Origin of the sequence: Aquipseudomonas alcaligenes (genome assembly GCF_003205495.1) — a bacterium.
GTDB lineage: Bacteria > Pseudomonadota > Gammaproteobacteria > Pseudomonadales > Pseudomonadaceae > Aquipseudomonas > Aquipseudomonas alcaligenes_B.
On record NZ_QJRX01000001.1, the window covers coordinates 547,423 to 568,025 of the forward strand.

Annotated in this window: 18 protein-coding genes; 13 read left to right on the forward strand and 5 right to left on the reverse strand. The window is 60.1% G+C overall.

The features are described 5' to 3' along the window. The first annotated feature begins 3 nt into the window (after positions 1–3). From DMO17_RS02485 to DMO17_RS02530, 10 genes are all read left to right on the forward strand, one after another. Positions 4–1,452 (forward strand): N-acetylmuramoyl-L-alanine amidase, encoded by a 1,449-nt coding sequence (locus tag DMO17_RS02485; RefSeq protein WP_181418716.1) that lies wholly within the window; start codon positions 4–6, stop codon positions 1,450–1,452. Further along, positions 1,449–3,323 (forward strand): DNA mismatch repair endonuclease MutL, encoded by a 1,875-nt coding sequence (gene mutL / locus DMO17_RS02490; protein WP_110680724.1) that lies wholly within the window; start codon positions 1,449–1,451, stop codon positions 3,321–3,323. The genes DMO17_RS02485 and mutL overlap by 4 nt, the downstream gene beginning before the upstream one ends. A gap of 150 nt (positions 3,324–3,473) precedes the next feature. Beyond that, complete coding sequence (gene miaA / locus DMO17_RS02495; protein ID WP_110680725.1) at positions 3,474–4,445, forward strand: tRNA (adenosine(37)-N6)-dimethylallyltransferase MiaA; 972 nt, start codon at positions 3,474–3,476, stop codon at positions 4,443–4,445. A gap of 99 nt (positions 4,446–4,544) precedes the next feature. Continuing rightward, entirely contained in the window at positions 4,545–4,799 is a 255-nt protein-coding gene (gene hfq / locus DMO17_RS02500) for an RNA chaperone Hfq (protein WP_110680726.1), read from the forward strand. Positions 4,800–4,811: 12 nt separating this feature from the next. Next, complete coding sequence (hflX, locus tag DMO17_RS02505) at positions 4,812–6,113, forward strand: ribosome rescue GTPase HflX (protein ID WP_110680727.1); 1,302 nt, start codon at positions 4,812–4,814, stop codon at positions 6,111–6,113. Positions 6,114–6,209: 96 nt separating this feature from the next. Further along, complete coding sequence (gene hflK, locus DMO17_RS02510; RefSeq protein ID WP_110680728.1) at positions 6,210–7,358, forward strand: FtsH protease activity modulator HflK; 1,149 nt, start codon at positions 6,210–6,212, stop codon at positions 7,356–7,358. Beyond that, complete coding sequence (hflC, locus tag DMO17_RS02515) at positions 7,358–8,227, forward strand: protease modulator HflC (protein ID WP_110680729.1); 870 nt, start codon at positions 7,358–7,360, stop codon at positions 8,225–8,227. The genes hflK and hflC overlap by 1 nt, the downstream gene beginning before the upstream one ends. A gap of 110 nt (positions 8,228–8,337) precedes the next feature. After that, positions 8,338–8,523, forward strand: a complete 186-nt coding sequence (locus DMO17_RS02520; protein ID WP_110680730.1) for a DUF2065 domain-containing protein — start codon at positions 8,338–8,340, stop codon at positions 8,521–8,523. Positions 8,524–8,557: 34 nt separating this feature from the next. Then, positions 8,558–9,745: an ATP phosphoribosyltransferase regulatory subunit gene (locus tag DMO17_RS02525; RefSeq protein WP_110680731.1), complete on the forward strand. Its 1,188-nt coding sequence runs from the start codon at positions 8,558–8,560 to the stop codon at positions 9,743–9,745. A gap of 55 nt (positions 9,746–9,800) precedes the next feature. Then, positions 9,801–11,096 (forward strand): adenylosuccinate synthase, encoded by a 1,296-nt coding sequence (locus DMO17_RS02530; RefSeq protein ID WP_110680732.1) that lies wholly within the window; start codon positions 9,801–9,803, stop codon positions 11,094–11,096. Between the two features lie 177 nt (positions 11,097–11,273). On the opposite strand, the gene DMO17_RS19665 is transcribed toward DMO17_RS02530, so the two are convergent. After that, on the reverse strand, positions 11,274–11,447 hold the full coding sequence (locus DMO17_RS19665) for a hypothetical protein (RefSeq protein WP_181418717.1): 174 nt from the start codon (positions 11,445–11,447) through the stop codon (positions 11,274–11,276). 544 nt (positions 11,448–11,991) lie between these two features. Between DMO17_RS19665 and DMO17_RS02535 the strand changes: the two genes are divergently transcribed. Beyond that, on the forward strand, positions 11,992–13,095 hold the full coding sequence (locus DMO17_RS02535) for an AAA family ATPase (RefSeq protein WP_110680733.1): 1,104 nt from the start codon (positions 11,992–11,994) through the stop codon (positions 13,093–13,095). Further along, positions 13,088–15,289, forward strand: a complete 2,202-nt coding sequence (locus DMO17_RS02540; RefSeq protein ID WP_110680734.1) for a S8 family peptidase — start codon at positions 13,088–13,090, stop codon at positions 15,287–15,289. Before DMO17_RS02535 ends, DMO17_RS02540 begins: the two co-directional genes overlap by 8 nt. Positions 15,290–15,676: 387 nt before the next feature. On the opposite strand, the gene DMO17_RS19805 is transcribed toward DMO17_RS02540, so the two are convergent. From DMO17_RS19805 to DMO17_RS02560, 4 genes are all read right to left on the reverse strand, one after another. After that, positions 15,677–16,765, reverse strand: a complete 1,089-nt coding sequence (locus tag DMO17_RS19805; protein WP_110680735.1) for a nucleotidyltransferase family protein — start codon at positions 16,763–16,765, stop codon at positions 15,677–15,679. Next, positions 16,762–17,385 (reverse strand): Cap15 family cyclic dinucleotide receptor domain-containing protein, encoded by a 624-nt coding sequence (locus DMO17_RS02550; protein WP_146224890.1) that lies wholly within the window; start codon positions 17,383–17,385, stop codon positions 16,762–16,764. The genes DMO17_RS19805 and DMO17_RS02550 overlap by 4 nt, the downstream gene beginning before the upstream one ends. 242 nt (positions 17,386–17,627) lie before the next feature. Beyond that, the gene (locus tag DMO17_RS02555; RefSeq protein WP_110680737.1) at positions 17,628–17,984 is read right to left on the reverse strand and encodes a hypothetical protein; all 357 of its coding nucleotides are present in this window, start codon (positions 17,982–17,984) and stop codon (positions 17,628–17,630) included. Positions 17,985–18,049: 65 nt separating this feature from the next. Further along, positions 18,050–18,418: a PH domain-containing protein gene (locus DMO17_RS02560; protein WP_110680738.1), complete on the reverse strand. Its 369-nt coding sequence runs from the start codon at positions 18,416–18,418 to the stop codon at positions 18,050–18,052. Positions 18,419–19,064: 646 nt separating this feature from the next. Here DMO17_RS02560 and DMO17_RS02565 point away from each other — a divergent pair. Beyond that, entirely contained in the window at positions 19,065–20,597 is a 1,533-nt protein-coding gene (locus DMO17_RS02565; RefSeq protein ID WP_110680739.1) for an OmpA family protein, read from the forward strand. Positions 20,598–20,603 lie beyond the last annotated feature (6 nt).

Here is a 20,603-nt window from a genome sequence, read left to right on the forward strand (position 1 = left end):
AAAATGGGGAAGGCTATGCGCATGCGGGCGCTGTTCAGTGGGGTGGGGCTGATGTTGGCGGCCTTCGCTGCCGACGTGCTGGCCGCCACGGAAATCCGCAGCGTGCGCCTGTGGCGCGCACCCGACAACACCCGCCTGGTCTTCGACCTGTCCGGGCCGGTGCAGCACAGCGTGTTCACCCTGGCCGCGCCCAACCGCATCGTCATCGACGTCAATGGTGCCCAGCTGTCCACCCGCCTGGACCAGCTGTCGCTGAGCAACACGCCGATCACCGGGGTGCGCTCGGCACAGCGTTCGCCGACCGACCTGCGCCTGGTGCTCGACCTCTCTGCCAGCGTCACGCCGAAGAGCTTCAGTCTGGCTCCCAACCAGCAGTACGGTCATCGCCTGGTGGTCGACCTGTTCGACCAGGAAGCCGGCGCCGTGCCGGGTGCTCCGCAGGCGCCGCAGGCCAGCCAGCCGCCGGTCGCCAACACCGCGCCGCCGGTGGCGTCCGCGCCCGCACAGCCGAGCAAGCTGCCGCCGGTGCCGGGCGGCAAGCGTGACATCGTCATTGCCATCGACGCCGGGCACGGCGGCGAGGACCCCGGTGCCCTCGGCCCGGGCCGCAAGCTCTACGAGAAGAACGTGACCCTGGCCATTTCCAAGGAGCTGCAGCGGCAGATCAACGCCGAGAAGGGCTTCCGCGCCGAGCTGGTGCGTACCGGCGACTACTTCATCCCGCTGCGCAAGCGCACCGAGATCGCGCGCAAGAAGGGCGCCGACCTGTTCGTTTCCATCCATGCCGACGCCGCGCCGCGCGCCGCCGCCTTCGGCGCCTCGGTGTACGCCCTGTCCGAGCGCGGCGCCACCTCCGAGACCGCGCGCTGGCTGGCCGATGCCGAGAACCAGTCCGACCTGATCGGCGGCGCCGGCAACGTCAGCCTGGACGACAAGGACCGCATGCTCGCCGGCGTGCTGCTCGACCTGTCGATGACCGCCTCGCTGTCGTCCAGCCTCAACGTCGGGCAGAAGGTGCTGAGCAACATGGGCCACATCACCCCGCTGCACAAACGCCGCGTCGAGCAGGCCGGCTTCATGGTGCTGAAGTCCCCGGACATCCCGTCGATCCTGGTGGAAACCGGCTTCATCTCCAATCCCAACGAGGCCAAGAAACTCTCCACCATCAGCCATCAGCAGGCCCTGGCGCGTTCGATCACCGCCGGTGTACGGCAGTTCTTCCAGCAGAATCCGCCGCCCGGCACCTACATCGCCTGGCTGCGTGACTCCGGCAAGATCGCCCCCGGCCCGCGCGAGCACGTGGTCAGCTCCGGCGAGAGCCTGGCCCTGATCGCCCAGCGCTACCAGGTCAGCCTGGCTTCGCTGCGCAGCGCCAACTCGCTGAAGAGCGACACCATCAAGGTCGGCCAGACCCTGAGCATCCCGGCGACCGCCCTGGCGGCGCAGCCATGAGCGAGCCGCGGCGCATCCAGCTGCTGAGTCCGCGGCTGGCCAACCAGATCGCCGCCGGCGAAGTGGTCGAGCGGCCGGCCTCGGTGGCCAAGGAGCTGCTGGAGAACAGCCTGGACGCCGGCGCCCGGCGCATCGACGTCGAGGTCGAGCAGGGCGGCATCAAGCTGCTGCGCATCCGCGACGACGGCTCGGGCATCCCGCCGGATGACCTGCCGCTGGCCCTGGCCCGTCATGCCACCAGTAAGATCCGCGAGCTGGAGGACCTGGAGGCGGTGGCCAGCCTGGGCTTCCGTGGCGAGGCGCTGGCCTCGATCAGCTCGGTGGCGCGCCTGACCATGACTTCGCGCACGGCCGATGCCGAACAGGCCTGGCAGGTGGAGACCGAGGGGCGCGACATGGAGGCGCGGGTGCAACCCGCGGCGCATCCGGTCGGTACCTCGGTGGAAGTGCGCGACCTGTTCTTCAACACTCCGGCGCGGCGCAAGTTCCTGCGCGCCGAGAAGACCGAGTTCGATCACCTGCAGGAAGTCATCAAGCGCCTGGCCCTGGCCCGCTTCGATGTGGCCTTCCACTTGCGCCACAACGGCAAGACGGTGTTCGCCCTGCACGAGGCGCCCGACGAGATCAGTCGTGCCCGCCGGGTGGCCAGCGTCTGCGGCCCGGCCTTCCTCGAACAGGCCCTGCCGATCGAGGTGGAGCGCAGTGGCCTGCGCCTGTGGGGCTGGGTCGGCCTGCCGACCTTCTCGCGCAGCCAGGCCGACCTGCAGTACTTCTACGTCAATGGCCGCATGGTGCGCGACAAGCTGGTTGCCCACGCCGTGCGTCAGGCCTACCGCGACGTGCTGTTCAACGGTCGCCACCCGACCTTCGTGCTGTTCCTCGAGATCGATCCGGCGGTGGTCGACGTCAACGTGCACCCGACCAAGCACGAGGTGCGCTTCCGCGACAGTCGCATGGTTCACGACTTCCTCTATGGCACCCTGCACCGGGCGCTCGGTGAGGTGCGCCCGGAGGACCAGCTGGCGGCGCCGGCCGCGGTGCAGCAGATCGTCCGGCCGAGCGGCCTGGCCGCCGGCGAGTTCGGTCCCCAGGGCGAAATGGGCCTGGCCGACCAGGTGCTGGAGCGGCCCGCGGTCGAGCCCTCCGTGTGGCGTTCGCCGGGTGCCGGCTATCAGGCGCCGCGAGCGCAGCCGGCCATTCCCCAGGCCGAGGCCCAGGGTGCCTACCGCGAATACTTCGCGCCGCTGCCCGAGCAGCCGGTCGCGCTGCCGCAGAGCCAGGGCGACATCCCGCCGCTGGGCTACGCCCTGGCCCAGCTCAAGGGTGTGTACATCCTCGCCGAGAACGCCCAGGGCATGGTGCTGGTGGACATGCACGCGGCCCATGAGCGCATCACCTACGAACGCCTGAAGAGCGCCATGGCCTGCGAGGGCCTGCGGGGCCAGCCGCTGCTGGTGCCCGAGACCCTCGCCCTGAGCCAGCGCGAGGCCGATTGTGCCGAGGAGCATGCGCAGTGGTTCCAGCGCCTCGGTTTCGAGCTGCAGCGCCTGGGCGAGGAGAGCCTGGCGATTCGCCAGATTCCGGCCCTGCTCAAGCAGGCCGAGGCCACCCAGCTGGTGCGCGACGTACTCGCCGACCTGCTGGAGTACGGCACCAGCGACCGCATCCAGGCCCATCTCAACGAGCTGCTGGCGACCATGGCCTGCCACGGCGCGGTGCGTGCCAACCGGCGCCTGACCCTGCCGGAGATGAACGCCCTGCTGCGGGACATGGAGCAGACCGAACGCAGCGGCCAGTGCAACCACGGCCGGCCGACCTGGACCCAGCTGGGCATGGACGATCTGGACAAGCTGTTCCTGCGTGGCCGCTGAAATCGCTCCCCCAATCGCTGCGCTTAAAATCGGTTCGGAATGCTCATTTACAGCGAGTAAACTGCGCTTTCTTTGACCAGCCGAAGGCGGTTACTGCTTAGCGCCTTGCCTGAGCTGTGCTCGCGACGCTTGGAGAGCGATTTCAGAGTTATGACCGAGCGCCTGCCCCCCGCCATCTTCCTGATGGGCCCGACCGCCGCCGGCAAGACCGATCTGGCCCTGGCCCTGGCCGATGCGTTGCCCTGCGAGCTGATCAGCGTCGATTCGGCGCTGATCTACCGCGGCATGGATATCGGCACGGCCAAGCCGGACAAGGCCACGCTGGCGCGTTATCCGCATCGCCTGATCGATATCCGCGATCCGGCCGAGAGCTACTCGGCGGCGGAGTTTCGCGCCGATGCCCTGGTCGCCATGGCCGAGATCAGCGCGCGCGGGCGCATCCCGCTGCTGGTGGGCGGCACCATGCTGTATTACAAGGCGTTGCTGGAGGGGTTGGCGGACATGCCCAGCGCCGATCCGGTGGTGCGTGCCGAGTTGGAGGCCTGGGCCGCGGCCGAGGGCTGGGATGCGTTGCACCGGGAGCTGACGCGCATCGACCCGGAGTCGGCGGCGCGCATCCATCCCAATGATCCGCAGCGCCTGACCCGGGCGCTGGAGGTACAACGGGTCAGCGGCCTGAGCATGAGCGAGCACCGTCGGCGCCAGGCGGCGCAAAATAGCGGGCCAGAGGCGCCCGGCGCCGGCCATTTCCCTTATACTGTGGCGCAATTCGCCATAGCTCCGGTCGAGCGCAGGGTGCTGCACGAGCGCATCGCGCAGCGTTTTCGCCTGATGCTGGAACAGGGCTTCGTCGAAGAGGTCGAAGCGTTGCGCCTGCGGGGTGACCTGCATGCGGGGCTGCCGTCGATCCGCGCGGTGGGCTATCGCCAGGTATGGGATTACCTGGACGGGCGCCTGAGCTGCGAGGACATGGCGGAGCGGGGCATCATCGCCACGCGCCAGCTGGCCAAGCGCCAGTTCACCTGGCTGCGCGGCTGGGACAAGCTGCATTGGTTGGACAGCCAGGCCGATGACAATCTGGCGCTCGCCTTGAAATACCTACAGACGGTCTCCATATTGTGATGAGACCCGTCTATTCGCCGTCTATCCTTGGCTTTTGGGGCTGATACGGCATAAGCCATCTTTGCTTTACTACATTTGACACCTTAAGGAGTGCGGCACATGTCAAAAGGGCATTCGCTACAAGACCCTTACCTGAATACCCTGCGTAAGGAACGCGTACCGGTTTCCATCTATCTGGTGAACGGCATCAAGCTGCAGGGCCAGATCGAATCCTTCGACCAGTTCGTGATTTTGCTGAAGAACACTGTCAGCCAGATGGTCTACAAGCACGCCATTTCCACCGTGGTGCCGAGCCGTCCGGTGCGCCTGCCCAGTGCTTCCGAAGGCGAGCAGGTCGAGCCGGGCAACGCCTGATAGGAGCCTGACTTGTTCTTCGAGCGTCACGGCGGTGGTGAACGGGCCATCCTTGTCCATCTGGAAGGCAGCAACCCCGAGGCGGCCGAAGACCCGCAGGAGTTCCAGGATCTCGCGCTGTCTGCCGGTGCGGACATGGTGGCGCTGGTCACCGTGCCGCGCCACATGCCCACGGCCAAGTTCCTCATCGGCAGCGGCAAGGTCGAGGAGCTGCGCGACCTGGTCAGGGAGTCCGAGGCCGAGCTGGTCATCTTCAATCACACCCTCACGCCCAGCCAGGAGCGCAACCTGGAGCGGGTGTTCGAGTGTCGTGTGCTCGACCGCACCGGCCTGATCCTCGATATCTTCGCCCAGCGCGCGCGTACCCACGAAGGCAAGCTGCAGGTCGAGCTGGCTCAGCTCGATCACATGAGCACCCGCCTGGTGCGCGGCTGGACCCACCTGGAGCGGCAGAAGGGCGGTATCGGTCTGCGCGGTCCGGGTGAAACCCAGCTGGAAACCGACCGCCGCCTGCTGCGCGTGCGCATTCGCCAGATCAAGCAGAAGCTGGAGAAGGTGCGCAGCCAGCGCGAGCAGGCCCGCCGTGGTCGTCGTCGCGCGGATATTCCCTCGGTGTCGCTGGTCGGCTACACCAACGCCGGCAAATCCACCCTGTTCAATGCGCTGACCACCTCCGCGGTCTACGCGGCCGACCAGCTGTTCGCCACCCTCGACCCGACCTTGCGCCGTCTCGAGCTGGACGACCTGGGGCCGGTGGTGCTGGCCGATACCGTGGGCTTCATCCGTCACCTGCCGCACAAGCTGGTCGAGGCCTTCCGTGCCACGCTGGAAGAGTCGAGCAACTCCGACCTGCTGTTGCACGTGATCGACTCCCATGAGCCGGAGCGCGACCAGCAGATCGAGCAGGTCATGGCTGTACTCGGCGAGATCGGCGCCAACGAGCTGCCGATGCTCGAGGTGTACAACAAGATCGACTTGGTCGAGGGCGTCGAGCCGCAGATCCAGCGTGACGGCGACGGCAAGCCCGAACGCGTGTGGCTGTCGGCGCGCGATGGCAAGGGCCTGGAGTTGCTGCGCCAGGCGGTCGCCGAGTTGCTCGGCGAGGACCTGTTCGTCGGCACCCTGCGTCTGCCGCAGCGTCTGGGGCGCCTGCGGGCACAGTTCTTCGAACTCAATGCGGTGCAGAGCGAGGCGCACGACGAGAAGGGTGACACGCTGCTGGCGATCCGCCTGCCGCGTGCCGAGCTCAATCGCCTGGTCAGTCGGGAAGGGCTGAAGCCGCAGGACTTCCTCGCGCAACACACTTTGCAATAAAGCCCGTGCCGCCGTTTTTGCGGCGGTTCGGGCGCTTTCGGTAGCATGGGCTGGCGCGCCGTGGGCGCGTCTTCGCTTTATCAGATGGAGAGCGCTATGGCTTGGAATGAGCCGGGTGGCAACTCGAACAACCAGGATCCCTGGGGCGGCCGCAAGGGCGGTGGACGCCAGGGCCCGCCGGACCTCGACGAAGCCTTCCGCAAACTGCAGGAGAGCCTCAATGGCATCTTCGGCGGCGGCAAGAAACGCGATGGCGATGGTCAGGGCGGTGGCTGGGGCATGCTCGGCATCGGTGCCGCGCTGCTGGTGGCCGTGTGGCTGTGGAATGCGGTGTACATCGTCGATGCCCAGGAGCAGGCGGTGATCCTGCGTCTCGGCAAGTATCAGGAAACCGTCGGCCAGGGTCTGAACATCTACTTCCCGCCCTTCGAGAAGAAGTTCCAGGAGAACGTGACCCGCGAGCGCTCCTTCTCCAAGGAAGGGCAGATGCTCACCGAGGACGAGAACATCGTCGAGGTGCCGCTGACCGTGCAGTACAAGATCAGCAACCTCAAGGACTTCGTGCTCAACGTCGATGCCCCCGAGGTCAGCCTGCAGCATGCCACCGAGAGTGCCCTGCGCCACGTCGCCGGCTCCACCTCGATGGACGAGGTGATCACCCTCGGCCGCGAGCAGATGGGCCAGGAAGTCAGCAAGCGCCTGCAGGGCTTCCTCGACGACTACGGCACCGGCATCACCGTCACCCAGGTCAACATCCAGCGCGCCACGGCTCCGGCCGAGGTCAAGGATGCCTTCGACGACGTGATCCGTGCCCGCGAGGACGAGCAGCGCGAGAAGAACCAGGCCGAGACCTACGCCAACGGCGTGGTGCCCGAGGCCCGCGGCCAGGCCCAGCGCATCATCGAGGACGCCAACGGCTACCGCGACGAGGTGGTGGCCCGTGCCCAGGGTGAGGCCGATCGCTTCAGCAAGCTGGTGACCGAGTACCGCAAGGCGCCCGAGGTCACCCGCCAACGCTTGTACCTGGACACCATGCAGCAGGTCTTCAGCAACACCAGCAAGGTCCTGGTGACCGGCCAGGAAGGGCAGAACAACCTGCTGTACCTGCCACTGGACAAGATGATCGACAACCGTGGCGCCGCCGGTGTCAATCAGTCGGGCGCCCCGAGCGCCAGCGGCGAGACCGCTACCCGCATCATCAACACTGTCGAGCGTGGCGATCTGCGTTCTAGGGAGAGCCGCTGATGAGCAACAAGTCGCTGTTTGCCCTGATCGGGGGCGTGCTCTTCGCCATCGTGGCGTGGAATAGCCTGTACATCGTCTACGAGACGGAAAAGGCCGTACTGTTGCAGTTCGGTAAGATTCAGGTGGCCGACGTGAAGCCTGGCCTGCACCTCAAGGTGCCGGTGATGAACCAGGTGCGCAAGTTCGACGCGCGCCTGCTGACCCTGGAGTCGCCGATCCAGCGTGTACTCACCCTGGAGAAGAAGGCGGTGATGGTCGATGCCTTCGCCAAGTGGCGGGTGGCTGACGCCGAACGCTATTACACCGCCACTTCCGGTATCCGCCAGATCGCCGACGACCGCCTGTCGCAGCGCCTGATCACAGCCCTGGCCAACCAGTTCGGTACCCGCACCCTGCATGAGGTGGTGTCCGGCGAGCGCGATGCGCTGATGGCGGCGATCACCAAGTCGCTCAACGGCATGGCGCAGAAGGAGCTGGGCATCGAGGTGGTGGACGTGCGCGTCAAGGCCATCGACCTGCCGAAGGAGGTCTACCGCAGCGTGTTCGACCGCATGAGCTCGGAGCGCGAGCGCGAGGCCCGCGAGCACCGTGCCAAGGGTCGCGAGCTGGCCGAGGGTATTCGCGCCGACGCCGACCGGCAGAAGCGCGTGATCCTCGCCGAAGCCTATCGCGAGGCCGAGGAAATTCGCGGTGACGGCGATGCCAAGGCGGCTTCGATCTACGCGGCCGCCTATGGCCAGGACGCCGAGTTCTACGCCTTCTACCGTAGCCTGGGCGCCTACCGCGACAGCTTCTCGAGCAAGAACGACGTGCTGGTGCTGGATCCGAAGAGCGAATTCTTCCGCTATCTGCAGCAGTCCAAGCCCTGATGGCAGCATCCCGGCGCGGCCGTTCGGCCGCGTCGGGGTGACCTCCGGGGAAAACGTGTTATCATGGGTCAGCCGGGAAAATGCCCGGCTTTTTTGCGTCTGCGGGAATCATGTGGCAGGAACTGGGCATCGCCTTTTGTCTGATGTTGGTGCTGGAAGGCATCCTGCCCTTCCTCTGTCCGCGGCGTTGGCGCGGCGCGATCGCGCAACTGGCACAGTTGCCCGACCGTCAGCTGCGCCTCATGGGGCTGGCCAGCATGCTGCTGGGGACCGCCCTCCTGTATCTGCTTCACTGAAGGCTGCCGCCCGTACCGAGAGGGGAATGGCGAAATGGCAACGGTAGACCGCTGGCTCCTGCCAGATGGCATCGAAGAAGTACTGCCGCCGGAAGCGGCACTGATCGAGGCGGCACGCCGCCAGGTGCTGGATCTGTTCCAGCGTTGGGGCTACGAGTTCGTCGTCACCCCGCACATCGAATACCTCGAGTCCCTGCTCACCGGTGCCGGCCAGGACCTGGACCTGCGCACCTTCAAGGTGACCGACCCGCTGTCCGGGCGGCAGATGGGCTTCCGCGCCGACATCACCCCGCAGGTGGCGCGGATGGATGCCCACACCCTGCGCCGCGAGGGCCCGAGCCGCCTATGCTATGCCGGCAGCGTGCTGCACGCCAAGCCGCGCGCCCTGGCTACCTCGCGCAGCCCGATCCAGCTGGGCGCCGAGCTGTACGGCGACGCCAGCCCGGCCAGCGACGTGGAGGTCATCAGCCTGATGCTAGACACCCTGGCCCTGGCCCGCGTGCCGGACGTGCACATGGATCTCGGCCATGTCGGCATCTATCGCGGCCTGGCCCGTGCCGCCGGCCTGTCCGGCGAGGCCGAGCAGCAGCTGTTCGACGCCCTGCAGCGCAAGGCGGTCGACGAGGTCGATGCCCTCACCGAATCCCTGCAACCGCACCTGGCCAGCATGCTGCGCGCCCTGGTCGAGCTGTGCGGCGGCCGCGAGGTGCTGGACCTGGCCCAGGCGGCCCTGGTCGAGGCCCCGGCCGAAGTGCACGCTGCGCTGGACCAGCTGGTGGCCATCGCCGACCAGCTGGAGCTGCGCTATCCCGAGCTGCCGCTGTACTTCGACCTCGGCGAGCTGCGCGGCTATCACTATCACACCGGTGTGGTGTTCGCCGCGTTCGTCCCGGGCGTCGGCCAGTCCATCGCCCAGGGCGGCCGCTACGACGACGTCGGCGGCAATTTCGGCCGGGCGCGTCCGGCCACCGGTTTCTCCACCGACCTGAAGACCCTGGTCACCCTCGGTGACATGCAGGTCGAGGAGCCGGCCGCCGGTGTGTGGGCGCCGGATCACCACGACCTGTACCTGTGGCAGGCCGTACAGCGCCTGCGCGGCGAAGGGGTGCGCGTGGTCCAGGCTCTGCCCGGACAGGATGTGAGCGCGGCGGGCGAGGCGGGCTGCGACCGCCAGCTGCAGCTGCGCGACGGACGTTGGCAAGTGGCGCCGCTGGCGTCCTGACGAGTTTTCCGCCGGCTGCGGCCGGCATCGAGCTTCCGAATAGAGGACAAGTGTTATGGGTAAGAATGTCGTGGTCCTGGGCACCCAGTGGGGTGATGAGGGCAAGGGCAAGATCGTCGACCTGCTGACCGAGCAGGCCGCCGCGGTAGTGCGCTATCAGGGCGGCCACAACGCCGGCCATACCCTGGTCATCGACGGCGAGAAGACCGTGCTGCACCTGATCCCGTCCGGCATCCTGCGCGAAGGCGTGCGCTGCCTGATCGGCAACGGCGTGGTGGTCGCCCCCGACGCCCTGATGCGCGAGATCACCAAGCTGGAAGAGAAGGGCGTGCCGGTGCGCGAACGCCTGCGCATCAGCCCGTCCTGCCCGCTCATCCTGTCCTACCACGTGGCCCTCGACCAGGCCCGCGAGAAGGCCCGTGGCGACGCCAAGATCGGCACCACCGGTCGCGGCATCGGCCCGGCCTACGAAGACAAGGTGGCCCGTCGCGGCCTGCGCATCGGCGACCTGTTCCACCGCGAGCGCTTTGCTTCCAAGCTGGGCGAGCTGCTGGACTACCACAACTTCGTGCTGGTCAATTACTACAAGGAGCCGGCCATCGACTTCCAGGCCACCCTGGACGAGTGCATGGCCTACGCCGAGCAGCTGCGCCCGATGATGACCGACGTCACCGCCGAGCTGCACGAGCTGCGCCGCGCCGACAAGGACATCATGTTCGAGGGCGCCCAGGGCTCGCTGCTGGACATCGACCACGGCACCTACCCCTACGTCACCAGCTCCAACACCACCGCCGGCGGCACCGCCACCGGTTCCGGTTTCGGCCCGCTGTACCTGGACTACATCCTCGGCATCACCAAGGCCTACACCACCCGCGTCGGCTCCGGCCCGTTCCCCACCGAGCTGTTCGACGAGACCGGCGCCTTCCTGGCCAAGCGCGGCCACGAGTTCGGCTCCACCACCGGTCGCGCCCGTCGCTGCGGCTGGTTCGACGCCGTGATCCTGCGCCGTGCCATCGAGATCAACAGCATCTCCGGCCTGTGCCTGACCAAGCTGGACGTGCTCGACGGCCTGGACACCATCCGCATCTGCACCGGCTACAAGGACGCCGCCGGCAAGCTGCTGGTCGACGCGCCGACCGACGCCGACAGCTACATCGGCCTGCAGCCGGTGTACGAGGAGATGCCCGGCTGGAGCGAGTCGACCCTGGGCGCCAAGACCCTGGAAGAGCTGCCGGCCAACGCCCGCGCCTACATCAAGCGCGTGGAGGAGCTGGTCGGTGCGCCGATCGACATCATCTCCACCGGCCCGGACCGCAACGAGACCATCGTCCTGCGCCATCCGTTCGCCTGATCCTGCCGTAACGGAAAAGGCCGCCTCGAGCGGCCTTTTTTGTGGGCGCGGTTTCTGCGGGGCAAATCGCAGGCAATAAAAAGGCCGGCTTGTGGCCTTTTTATTTTCATATCAAGCTATTGATTTAAAAGAAAAATATTCTAAGAATTTCGCTCAAACCCACACTTTGACCCACACCTATTTAGGGCAAAAAAGCCGGCCTTTTTCGTAAAAAAGGCCGGTACTTTTGGCTGGAAATTCTGTGAGATCTTGCGATGGATTGACGAGATTCTGCCATGTCAATTTCAAGGAAAGCTTGCCTGCCTGATGGGCCAGTTCGAACGACTGGACTGGGGTATTTTGCAGCATCACGATTTCATTCCTGCCCTGGGCATCCGGATCTTTCTATCGTTCCGAGCCGCTGCTGTGATCGTTCCTCGCTCCGCGAAGGTCAGATCTCAGTCTGTTGAGCAGCAGTCTCGACAGAGGACATCCACTAATGGTGGCTGCCGGCCGATTCTGTTGAAAACCTCGGTGTGCGGCAGAGTCGCTTGCTTCGGGTCTGGAAAACGTCCAAATCGAGCGTTGCTTCGTGAAATCTAGAGTTGCTCAAAACGAACGTTCAGCTGGCAATGCCCAGGTATCGGCGAGGTTCAGGGAGCGGCTGCTCTGCGATCTTGGCTCCAGGCGCCAGTAGCCCACGTCGTTCCACCTACCCAGCATGAAGCCGGCCTGCAAAAAGGCGGCAGTGTTTTTGGCGTGCGAGCCGCTCATACCGCCCAATACCGCCAGCGTTGGGCAACACAATGTCGCCATATGCCCTCACGTAACACCCTCCAGAGAGAATGGAAAGGATGGTAAGGCTATGGTAAATTTAAATGATGCTTTCTTACCGCGCTGAAAAAGTGCGTCATTTATGGGGGTGATCGTGGTAACAATATCTGAGAAAGACCTTGAGTTACTTTACCAGCAAGGTATTCGAGGCAACGCGGCAGCCTTTGCTCTCATAGGTCGCCAGATCGTCAGCAAGCTTAAAAAGACGCAGCCAGCTCTTGCCTCCCACTTGGCCGAGCTCCTCGCTACCGACAGCGGAACGCGAGGTGCGCCTCGTATGGCAGCGCCAGTGGATTCGGACTCTCGCCGCAGTCTTTTAAAAGAGGGCACAGACGTTCTCCTTGAGTTCGAGCCCAAGTGGGAAAACGCCATCGAGCAACAACTGCTGGAAATCATTCAAGAGCGACAAAGCCACAAAGAGCTCCTAACTGCAGGACTTGAGCCTATTCGCTCCATGATTTTTACCGGCCCGCCAGGAGTCGGTAAAACACTGGCGGCACATTGGATTGCCGGTAAGCTCAAGCTACCCATTTTCACTCTCGACCTCGCTTCAGTGATGTCAAGCTTGCTGGGCAAGACAGGGACGAACATCAAAGCGGTAATCGATCATGCCAAGAGCATCCCCTGCATTCTGTTTTTGGATGAGTTCGATGCGATCGCCAAAAGGCGAGATGACGACAAGGACGTTGGTGAGCTCAAGCGGCTCGTTAATGTTCTGCTGCAGGCCATCGACGAGTGGCCATCAACCTCTGTCCTGATCGCAGCTACGAACCACCCAGACATGCTAGACCCTGCAGCGTGGCGAAGATTTGAAGCAACGATTCGCTTTGAGAATCCCCCTGTCCAGCTGATTGAGGGGCTTCTAACTGACGCTGGGGTGTCTCCCAAGATCGCTCAACAGTTGGCTGCTCACCTACTGGGAAGCTCGTTTTCAGACATCAACAGAATCGTCATTACGGCCAAAAAAAGGGCCGTTCTGGATCAGCGATCACTCAATGACGCCATTATTGATATCTCGCTCAAAAACCTCGCTTCTAGCGAATCGGCACACAGTACCAGGGACATGAGAATCATCCAGCTCTCTTTGCAAGGTTTATCTCAGCGAAAAATCGCTAGCGAGCTGAATGTATCTCACCCCACGGTTGGAAAAGTCTTAAAGGAATTTAAGGAGAGCACCAATGCCTGAGCGGAATCTGCTTCTAGGGAAGGGCGAAGCGCTGACAACGGCCCAAACGATCAAACGCGGCTCCGGACCAAAGAAGTTTCCTTACACCATCGAGGAGGTCCGTGCCGAGATATCTGCTTCACTTGAGCAGGTTCAGCACTCCCTTTCTGCCCTTCCAAAAGCTGCCAAGCCGCGTGGGGAGGGGGTATTTGAGCTAACTCTACATCCCGCTTTTTTGGGGAGGTCCTATTTTCCCAAAAACATTCTCAAAAAAGCTGGGCTTCGCGATGTCGGAAGCAAAGAGACATCGATTATTCCAAGGCAGGTCACGGATATTCGCGACGCCGGGAAGGTACAGGCCACAGCCACCCTCTTCATTGCCGGAACTGAAAGCGCCGTCGCCAACCTGCGTAGCATACTCAAGGCGAGCTCAATCCCCAGCACGCTGGAGAAAGAGCTTAAGGAAATTGAGTCAATCCGCTGGATTAACAACGAAAGCAAAATCAGGGGCCAGCTTCCGCAGGATGACGAGCCACACGCCTTTGAGATCGCTTTGCATGCTGGGCCCGACGAGGAAGACATCGTTGCATCTTTCGCCGAATTTGTAAGATCCCACTCAGGCAAAGCCGATCTTAAGCGGAGGATCAAGGTTGGAGGCCTCACCTTCATACCGGTCTATGCATCCTCGGAGGCTATGATGGCGATTGCCAGTCATACCTTCCTTCGCGTAGCGAGGCCTATGCCGGAGCTTCGTATCGCGCATCCCGCACTGGCTCGCTCCACATTAGCTAACTACAGCACGACTCTGCCCAACCAGTCTGCTATTGCCCCAGACAAAGCTGTAGCGATCTTTGATGGCGGCCTGGGTACAACGGATCTCACCGAATGGGCGACCGAGTACTATTACGAAGATACGGACGAGACAAATGGCCAACTGCTTATGCATGGTAACGAAGTCACGTCGACCTTTCTGTTTGGCAGGCTCGATTCTGAAACTGACGAGCTCAAGCGCCCCTACATGAATGTCCATCACTACCGCGTATTGTCGCCCATTTCTGGCCGAGACCCTGACCTTTTCGACGTGTTGATCAAGATTCGGGATGCACTGGACTCTGGTGAATATAAATTCGCCAACCTGAGTCTTGGCCCTCGCATGCCGATCAACGATGAAGAGGTGCATGCCTGGACCGCAACGCTTGACCAGGTTTGCTCGCGCCACGGCATCCTGGCCACTGTCGCTGTTGGTAATGATGGTGACGTAGACGGAGCCAACAGGATTCAACCGCCAGGGGATATGGTGAACGCGCTGGCGGTTGGAGCCGCAGACACCAGCTGCGCCAAATGGAAACGAGCTGAATACAGCTGTGTTGGCCCCGGCAGAAGCCCTGGCTACGTAAAGCCCGACGGAATTGCCTTTGGTGGCTCTGAATCCGAACCCTTTAAGGTATTCAACCCTCTTCTCGGAAGCGTCGTGGGCGTGCAGGGGACTAGCTACTCAGCGCCGCTGACACTGAGGACCGCAGCTGGAGTTGCCTGCTCGACGTCCTATGAGATGACTGCAATCGCTCTCAAGGCCTTACTCATTCACCATGCCGAGTACAAACGCAAGATCAGCCGCAACGAAATAGGCTGGGGTCGATTCCAGGAGGATGCGCTCACACTTCTTGAATGCGAGGATGGCAGCGCAACTATCATCTTTCAAGGCCAGTTGGAAAAGGGGCAATATCTCCGCTGCCCTATTCCCTTTCCAGATATTCCAATCACGGGCAAAGCGAAGATCAAAGCCACATTCTGCATTCAGGCGCATACTGACCCAGAGCACACCATCAACTACACACGCTCTGGAATGGGCGTGGTTTTTCGCCCAAAGGCCGGTGCAGGCATCGAAACAAGCAAAGACTTCTTTGGTCGCGGTTCCCAGTACAAGATGACTGAAAGGCAGTATCGGGACGATGCACACAAGTGGGAAACATGTTTACACCGGGACAGGAGCTTTGATGGCGAGGACTCCCTGATTGGTCCGGTCTTCGACATCGAATACCACGCGCGCGAGAGCAGCCGTGGCGTCCCACCAAGCTCAGCACCGGACGTCAATTACGCGCTGATTGTAAGTGTTCAGGCTGACGAGATTCCTGATATCTATAACTTGATCAGGCAGAAGTATCAGATACTTCAGCCTGTCGAAGTCACCGTAGAATCCACAATTACAACGTAAAACGTCTATTAGAGACATCACCTGAGGGCTATTTTCTTGGTCTGCCTATGAATCGCTGATATTGCCGCTTATAGCTCGGCGAGAGTGCATATTCAGCCGGGAAAAGACTAGTAACTGATATGATTTAGATTTTTGGGGGCGGAACTTCGATTAAGTCTCGAATAAACTGCGGAAATGAATTTCCGCCGTCTCTTAGTTCCGCAGTGCCCTTAGTTGGCACCCGATAGCAGTTCGTGGTTGCTATACAGAAAAGCCCATCTTATATGGATGGGCTTTCGGGCGTTTCCAATTGGAGGCTAGATACCTACGAGCTGTCGGTGCAAGTAGCCCTAGGGTATACAGTACGTTAGCACTATATCTATCAATGCTCGTATCTGTTCCTGTTGACTAATAATCGGAAACATAGGATTCGTGCAGTGTCCGAATCGCCTCGCTGTCGGTGATCCAGGTTCCACAAGTTAGCTCAATGGCCAGATTTTTAGCTAGCTCATTGACCTCAGCACGAAGCAAGCTCAGAGAATTGAATTTCACCTCGGAGTCGATAATTTTTCGGATACCATCTGGGGTGTCGAGTCCCATCGTCCAATGCTTGTTAGCGATCATCCGATCTAACTGCTGCCTGGTTGCAGCGACCAAAGCCAACTCCCTATAAACGGGCAGGCTGATTGGCTGATCCTCGAAGTGATAAACGAGACCAGCGATCTCATAGCTGTTCACGGCAATGGAGGACGGAGTATCGCTGTCCGCCTTCAAGTTCTTGAGCATGCGAATGATCTTCTTCGCCCCTCCATTGCAGCGGCGATCTTTCTCGCTCACTTTATCAATGTGGAGGAAAGGCCGGTTGTTGAAGGTCGATTGGCTAGCCTTCTGAAAGATTCTGACCTCACGATCCTTCTTATCCTTACTCGCTTGGTACGTTGCCGAATCATGCCAGTGCGACGGGACTACATCGACTTTCCTTCTCAGACTGCCGCCCGAAAGCCCGATGGCTTTATCGCCTGAAGTATCCACTTCAGCTTCGGGAAACGCGGCTTCTAGCCCATCCTCCAGCTCGCTACGTAGATAAGCGAGCTGGTCGATACCGCTGGGCCCACTCCAGCCAAGATATTTCTTTGCTTCCACCCCACTGGAGTCATAGGTCAGGTAGCCGCGTAGCAGAACCAAAATGTCGATGTCGCTAGCCCCGCGGATATGAACGTTGAGTGGAACGGATCCTTGATACTCGAATGATACGGAGGTACTAATTCTGTTTTTGATTTGATTCTTTACTCGCTCGCCTTCAGCGATAGTGGTCGCGGTATATTGGGGTGCGACCTCTTGCATGATGCCGAGCGCGTACCTCGCCCACTCCCCGGTCGATCGTGCTTCAAAGCTTTCCATGCTCACACTGTTTTCAACAATGCTGTCCATCGCTGTGAAGTTAGCTTGCCGCCGCGACCTCAAGTCGGAAAGCCGGCGCTTGATATCCTTGCTCATTTCTGCCTCCTGATGAATTTCATTGCCCCAACTGTGCCACGGCTCTTCGCCGTGAAATATTCGCCTTCCGCGTATTTCAATTCTTTGCTAAACCGCATTTCCGCATAGCCTTTATGTGCATGGAGTTTGAGGTTGCCGACCTTAGGCTGATTCATATAGCTGTACATGAGCATCCAACAGCCATCGGCCTCTGGGATGAGGGCGACTGAGATACTGTGGGATATGGAAGACTTGGTTTCGAGACGAACTCGGATCTTTTCCCAGGTTTGGGAAATACTCAATTGCGCTACCCAGTGCTGGGCAATGCTTCCATCGTCTGCGTAGGTCTTCCCCTCGCAATTCCACTCACCTGCTATGTGAGGGATCTGCGAAAGGTAACTCAGCGGGCGCCACGCAAATTTATTAAAGCACCAGTGAATTCCTGTATAGACCACGCCAGCTGTGATAGGAATAACGAGTAAATACTTGCCCCATTCTGGCAGCCCAATCTTTGCCATCGCCTCCGACAGCCCAATACCTACGGCTGGAAGTAAGGACACAACTACAGTGGCCAGCATGCCTAGGTAGCGGCCAATAGTGCTTCTGCTATGGCCTATGACTGAATATTCATGCTCTTGCAAATTTTATCCCTCGCGTTTACTTGGCTTCCTGGTTCTGTGTCGATAGCAGCGTTTATGTAATCGTGGAATATGCGCTCTCGTGGCTAAAATAGATTATTTAAGGGTCGGTAAATTCATTTTTCTACCAACTCAGTGTGTTCAGTGGTCGCTTATAGTCGGAAGGCGTCTCTCGCGGGTGGTGGCAATTGCTAAAGAGTTACTGGTTAGTGCTTTTTGTGCTGATTGGTGCGCTCTAGTTACTTTCAGGCTTGGTTTTGTATGATGTCAATTTCTGTGATTTCTTTTAGGTTTAATGCTGCGATGATTTCTTTCTCTGGAAATGAGAAATTATAATTGCTGGATGCTATTATTATTTCTTGGTTGATTTTTGAGAGTAGGGGGCGAAGTTCTCTGTTGATTTTGTCGGCATGGCCTTTCCAGGGTTTTTTCTCGTTTTTTAGTGAATCAATTATGTCGCTGTAGAGCTCAATCCGCTCGCGCACCATTTGAGACATGTTGACGAGAGCGTTAATTTTCCCGCTTCGCTGGATTTCCTTCCTTTGTAGGTCTAGTTGCCACCATGCGATAGCTAGGGCTGCTGCTGCAATCAGAATTTCCATGTGCTTCCTTTGTCAGCTCTCATTGATTTGGTTTGTTGGGTGTGTGAGGGCTACTTTGTTTACGCTTAAAGCAGGTGCTGCGATATATGCTTCGATATCTCAACTATCGCAGTGTTGCCGGTAAACTCGAATTTCACCTTGCCTACGGAGGATAGGTAGACCTCTAGTTCCGAATCTAGGTCAAAGGTGCCTGAGGTTTCCACGGAGTAGGCGATGATGCTTTTGTATGGAATAGATGTGTAGTCCTTCTTGCTGCCTGTTAGGCCTTGCACGTTCACAGCTATTATTCTTTTGTTTGTGAAAACTACGCCGTCTCGTAAAGACTTGTAGGAGTCAATTATTTTCTCATTTTCCAGGAGCAGCTCTGCGACCTTGGATGCGTACTCATTGTTCTGTTTAAGCTTGAAGAAGCCTTTGTTGTTGAAGTCAATCATCTCTGTCGTTTTCCATTTGCTCTTTTGGGTTGCTATTGGGCGAATTCTGTTGTGATTTGCTATCGCTGGGTCACGCTTGTTATCAGCTACTTGCTTATGAGATTTACGCTTACCCCCTTACAGGCGTTCGAGGAGGCTAAAACTCACGGCGCATCTTTTTTGAGCTACATCCACACGAAATTAGGTCAAGCTACTGGTGAGTGCTGCTAACAAACTGTGCAAATTCTTCTGGATGTTAGGATTCCATTCTTCGGTCGATCCTTACCTCGGTCAGTCTTTATTTGATGTGTTCACTTGAGCATTTGCCTCTAGTCTCTAGAGGGCACTTCATTATCCTCCCCCCAAAAAATGCCAACGCCAAAGCACCGTCTGCATGGTGGAGTTCTGGCCCCATTTCGCTGGTTAAGGTCCTTCGCCCTAGGCTCGCTTTCCACTGCATTACCACTGCGCGTTGGCTCCTGAAGGCTCGCTTAGGTTCAGAGACTCGGCCTCGAGGCACTAGATAAAGGCTGTCCGCTCGGTCGGAAGCAAATTTTTTGTGTGATGCAGTTGGCAGTAGAGATTTGACGTGGTGCACGGTAAATTCGCCCGGGGGACTCGGAAAGTCAATTTACTAACGTCAAAAATTGATCGGCAAGGAGCCGTCATGCGAAATGCGTTTCGTCTATCTGCGCTTAGCTGCGCGTTCATCACTGCGGCTGGGTGTTCAACTCAGCAGGTACAGGGCCTCAAAGACTCGGTTAATGGCGTTGGCAAGGACTACGGCATGGCCATCCTTTGCGGCGTGGGGGTGTTAGGTGGCGCAGCTGCTGGCTATGCGCTCAACGGTGAGAAGGGGGCTATTGCGGGCGGTGCCGTTGGTGGCGCTCTAGGCTGTGCACTCGGCTATGCCTGGCAGTCCCGCCTCCAAGAGCTGGACCGCATCGCCAAGGAAGAGAACCTGAGAATCACCACGGAGCAATTGACTGTTTCCTCCGGCGCGACTGTTTCCGCGGTGCCAAAGGAGGCTGGATTGGTCACCCAGATTGGCGACAGTGGGATGTTCGATACGGACTCTGACCAGCTGACCGAAAGCGGTCGTCGCGCAGTTAGTAAGCTCGCTCAGATGTACGCGAAGCCTGCTACTGGAGATCAGCAATCTTCTGCTCAGCGGCGTTTACTGGTTGTTGGTCACAGTGACGTTACTGGCGATGCCGAATATAACCAGCGACTTTCCGAGCGCCGTGCCAGGACTGTGGGGAGGGTGCTGGTTCAGGCGGGCATTTCACCGGCTGCAATTTACTATCAGGGCGCAGGCTCATCACGCCCAATTGCAGACAACAGTGATCCGCTGATGCGGGGTCAGAACCGCCGTGTGGAAATTGTTGAGCTTGCGAATGAGCAGGCTTTGCTGATGCGCGCTCAGGCTGAGGCTGGGAACACGAAGTATCTGCAGTACGGTACCTCTCCCGAGGTTAAGCCGCGATTGGGTATGCCGTCTTCCGCCAAATCCCCGGCCACTTCCAGCACTGCTAAGGGGACGCAGCAGCAAAGCGCGGCTGCTAGCACCGCCGATGCGGGCAATAGCAAGGCCTCTACCCGTCCTGATCTCAAAAGCAAGCCGTCAGTTGATTTTGCTGGGCAGCCTGCGGAGTCGTTCCGTTGGTCCATGGCCAAGAACATCAAGCCCAAGAGCAGCGGATTTGAGCTGATAAGCACTGCGCATGCGAGCGAGATGCCCATGGTGAGTTGTGAGGCGGATCGGCCGCGTAACTCCGGTGAGGTTCTGAGCATGGCTGACGACAAACCGCTGCAGCGCCATGCAACGACGGACTACCTACCCGGTTACAACAATCGCGTCTGGGCCAATACCGTGAACGGCCACCTGGTTACCGTTTCGCCCGTCTCGATCTTGCGCGAGAACGCTGAAGTTGGCCGGCAACCCATCCTGCAGATCGTTGAGCATTACGATCAGAACACGAAGAACAAGCCCCAGACGCTCAAGGCTGTGGCAAACACCTACGAAGGGGAGGACGAGGTCCTCTATCGGGTATTTGCTAAGGGCGAGAACGCCTCGATTTCCTGTATGGATCTCGTGTTCAGCAAAGGGGGCGCCAAGGTCACAGATGGTGTCCTGTTCTATGCCGCTGGATCGGAAGCCTATGTGGCTCCTTACATGCCCATCCCCGCCACAAAGTAAAACACG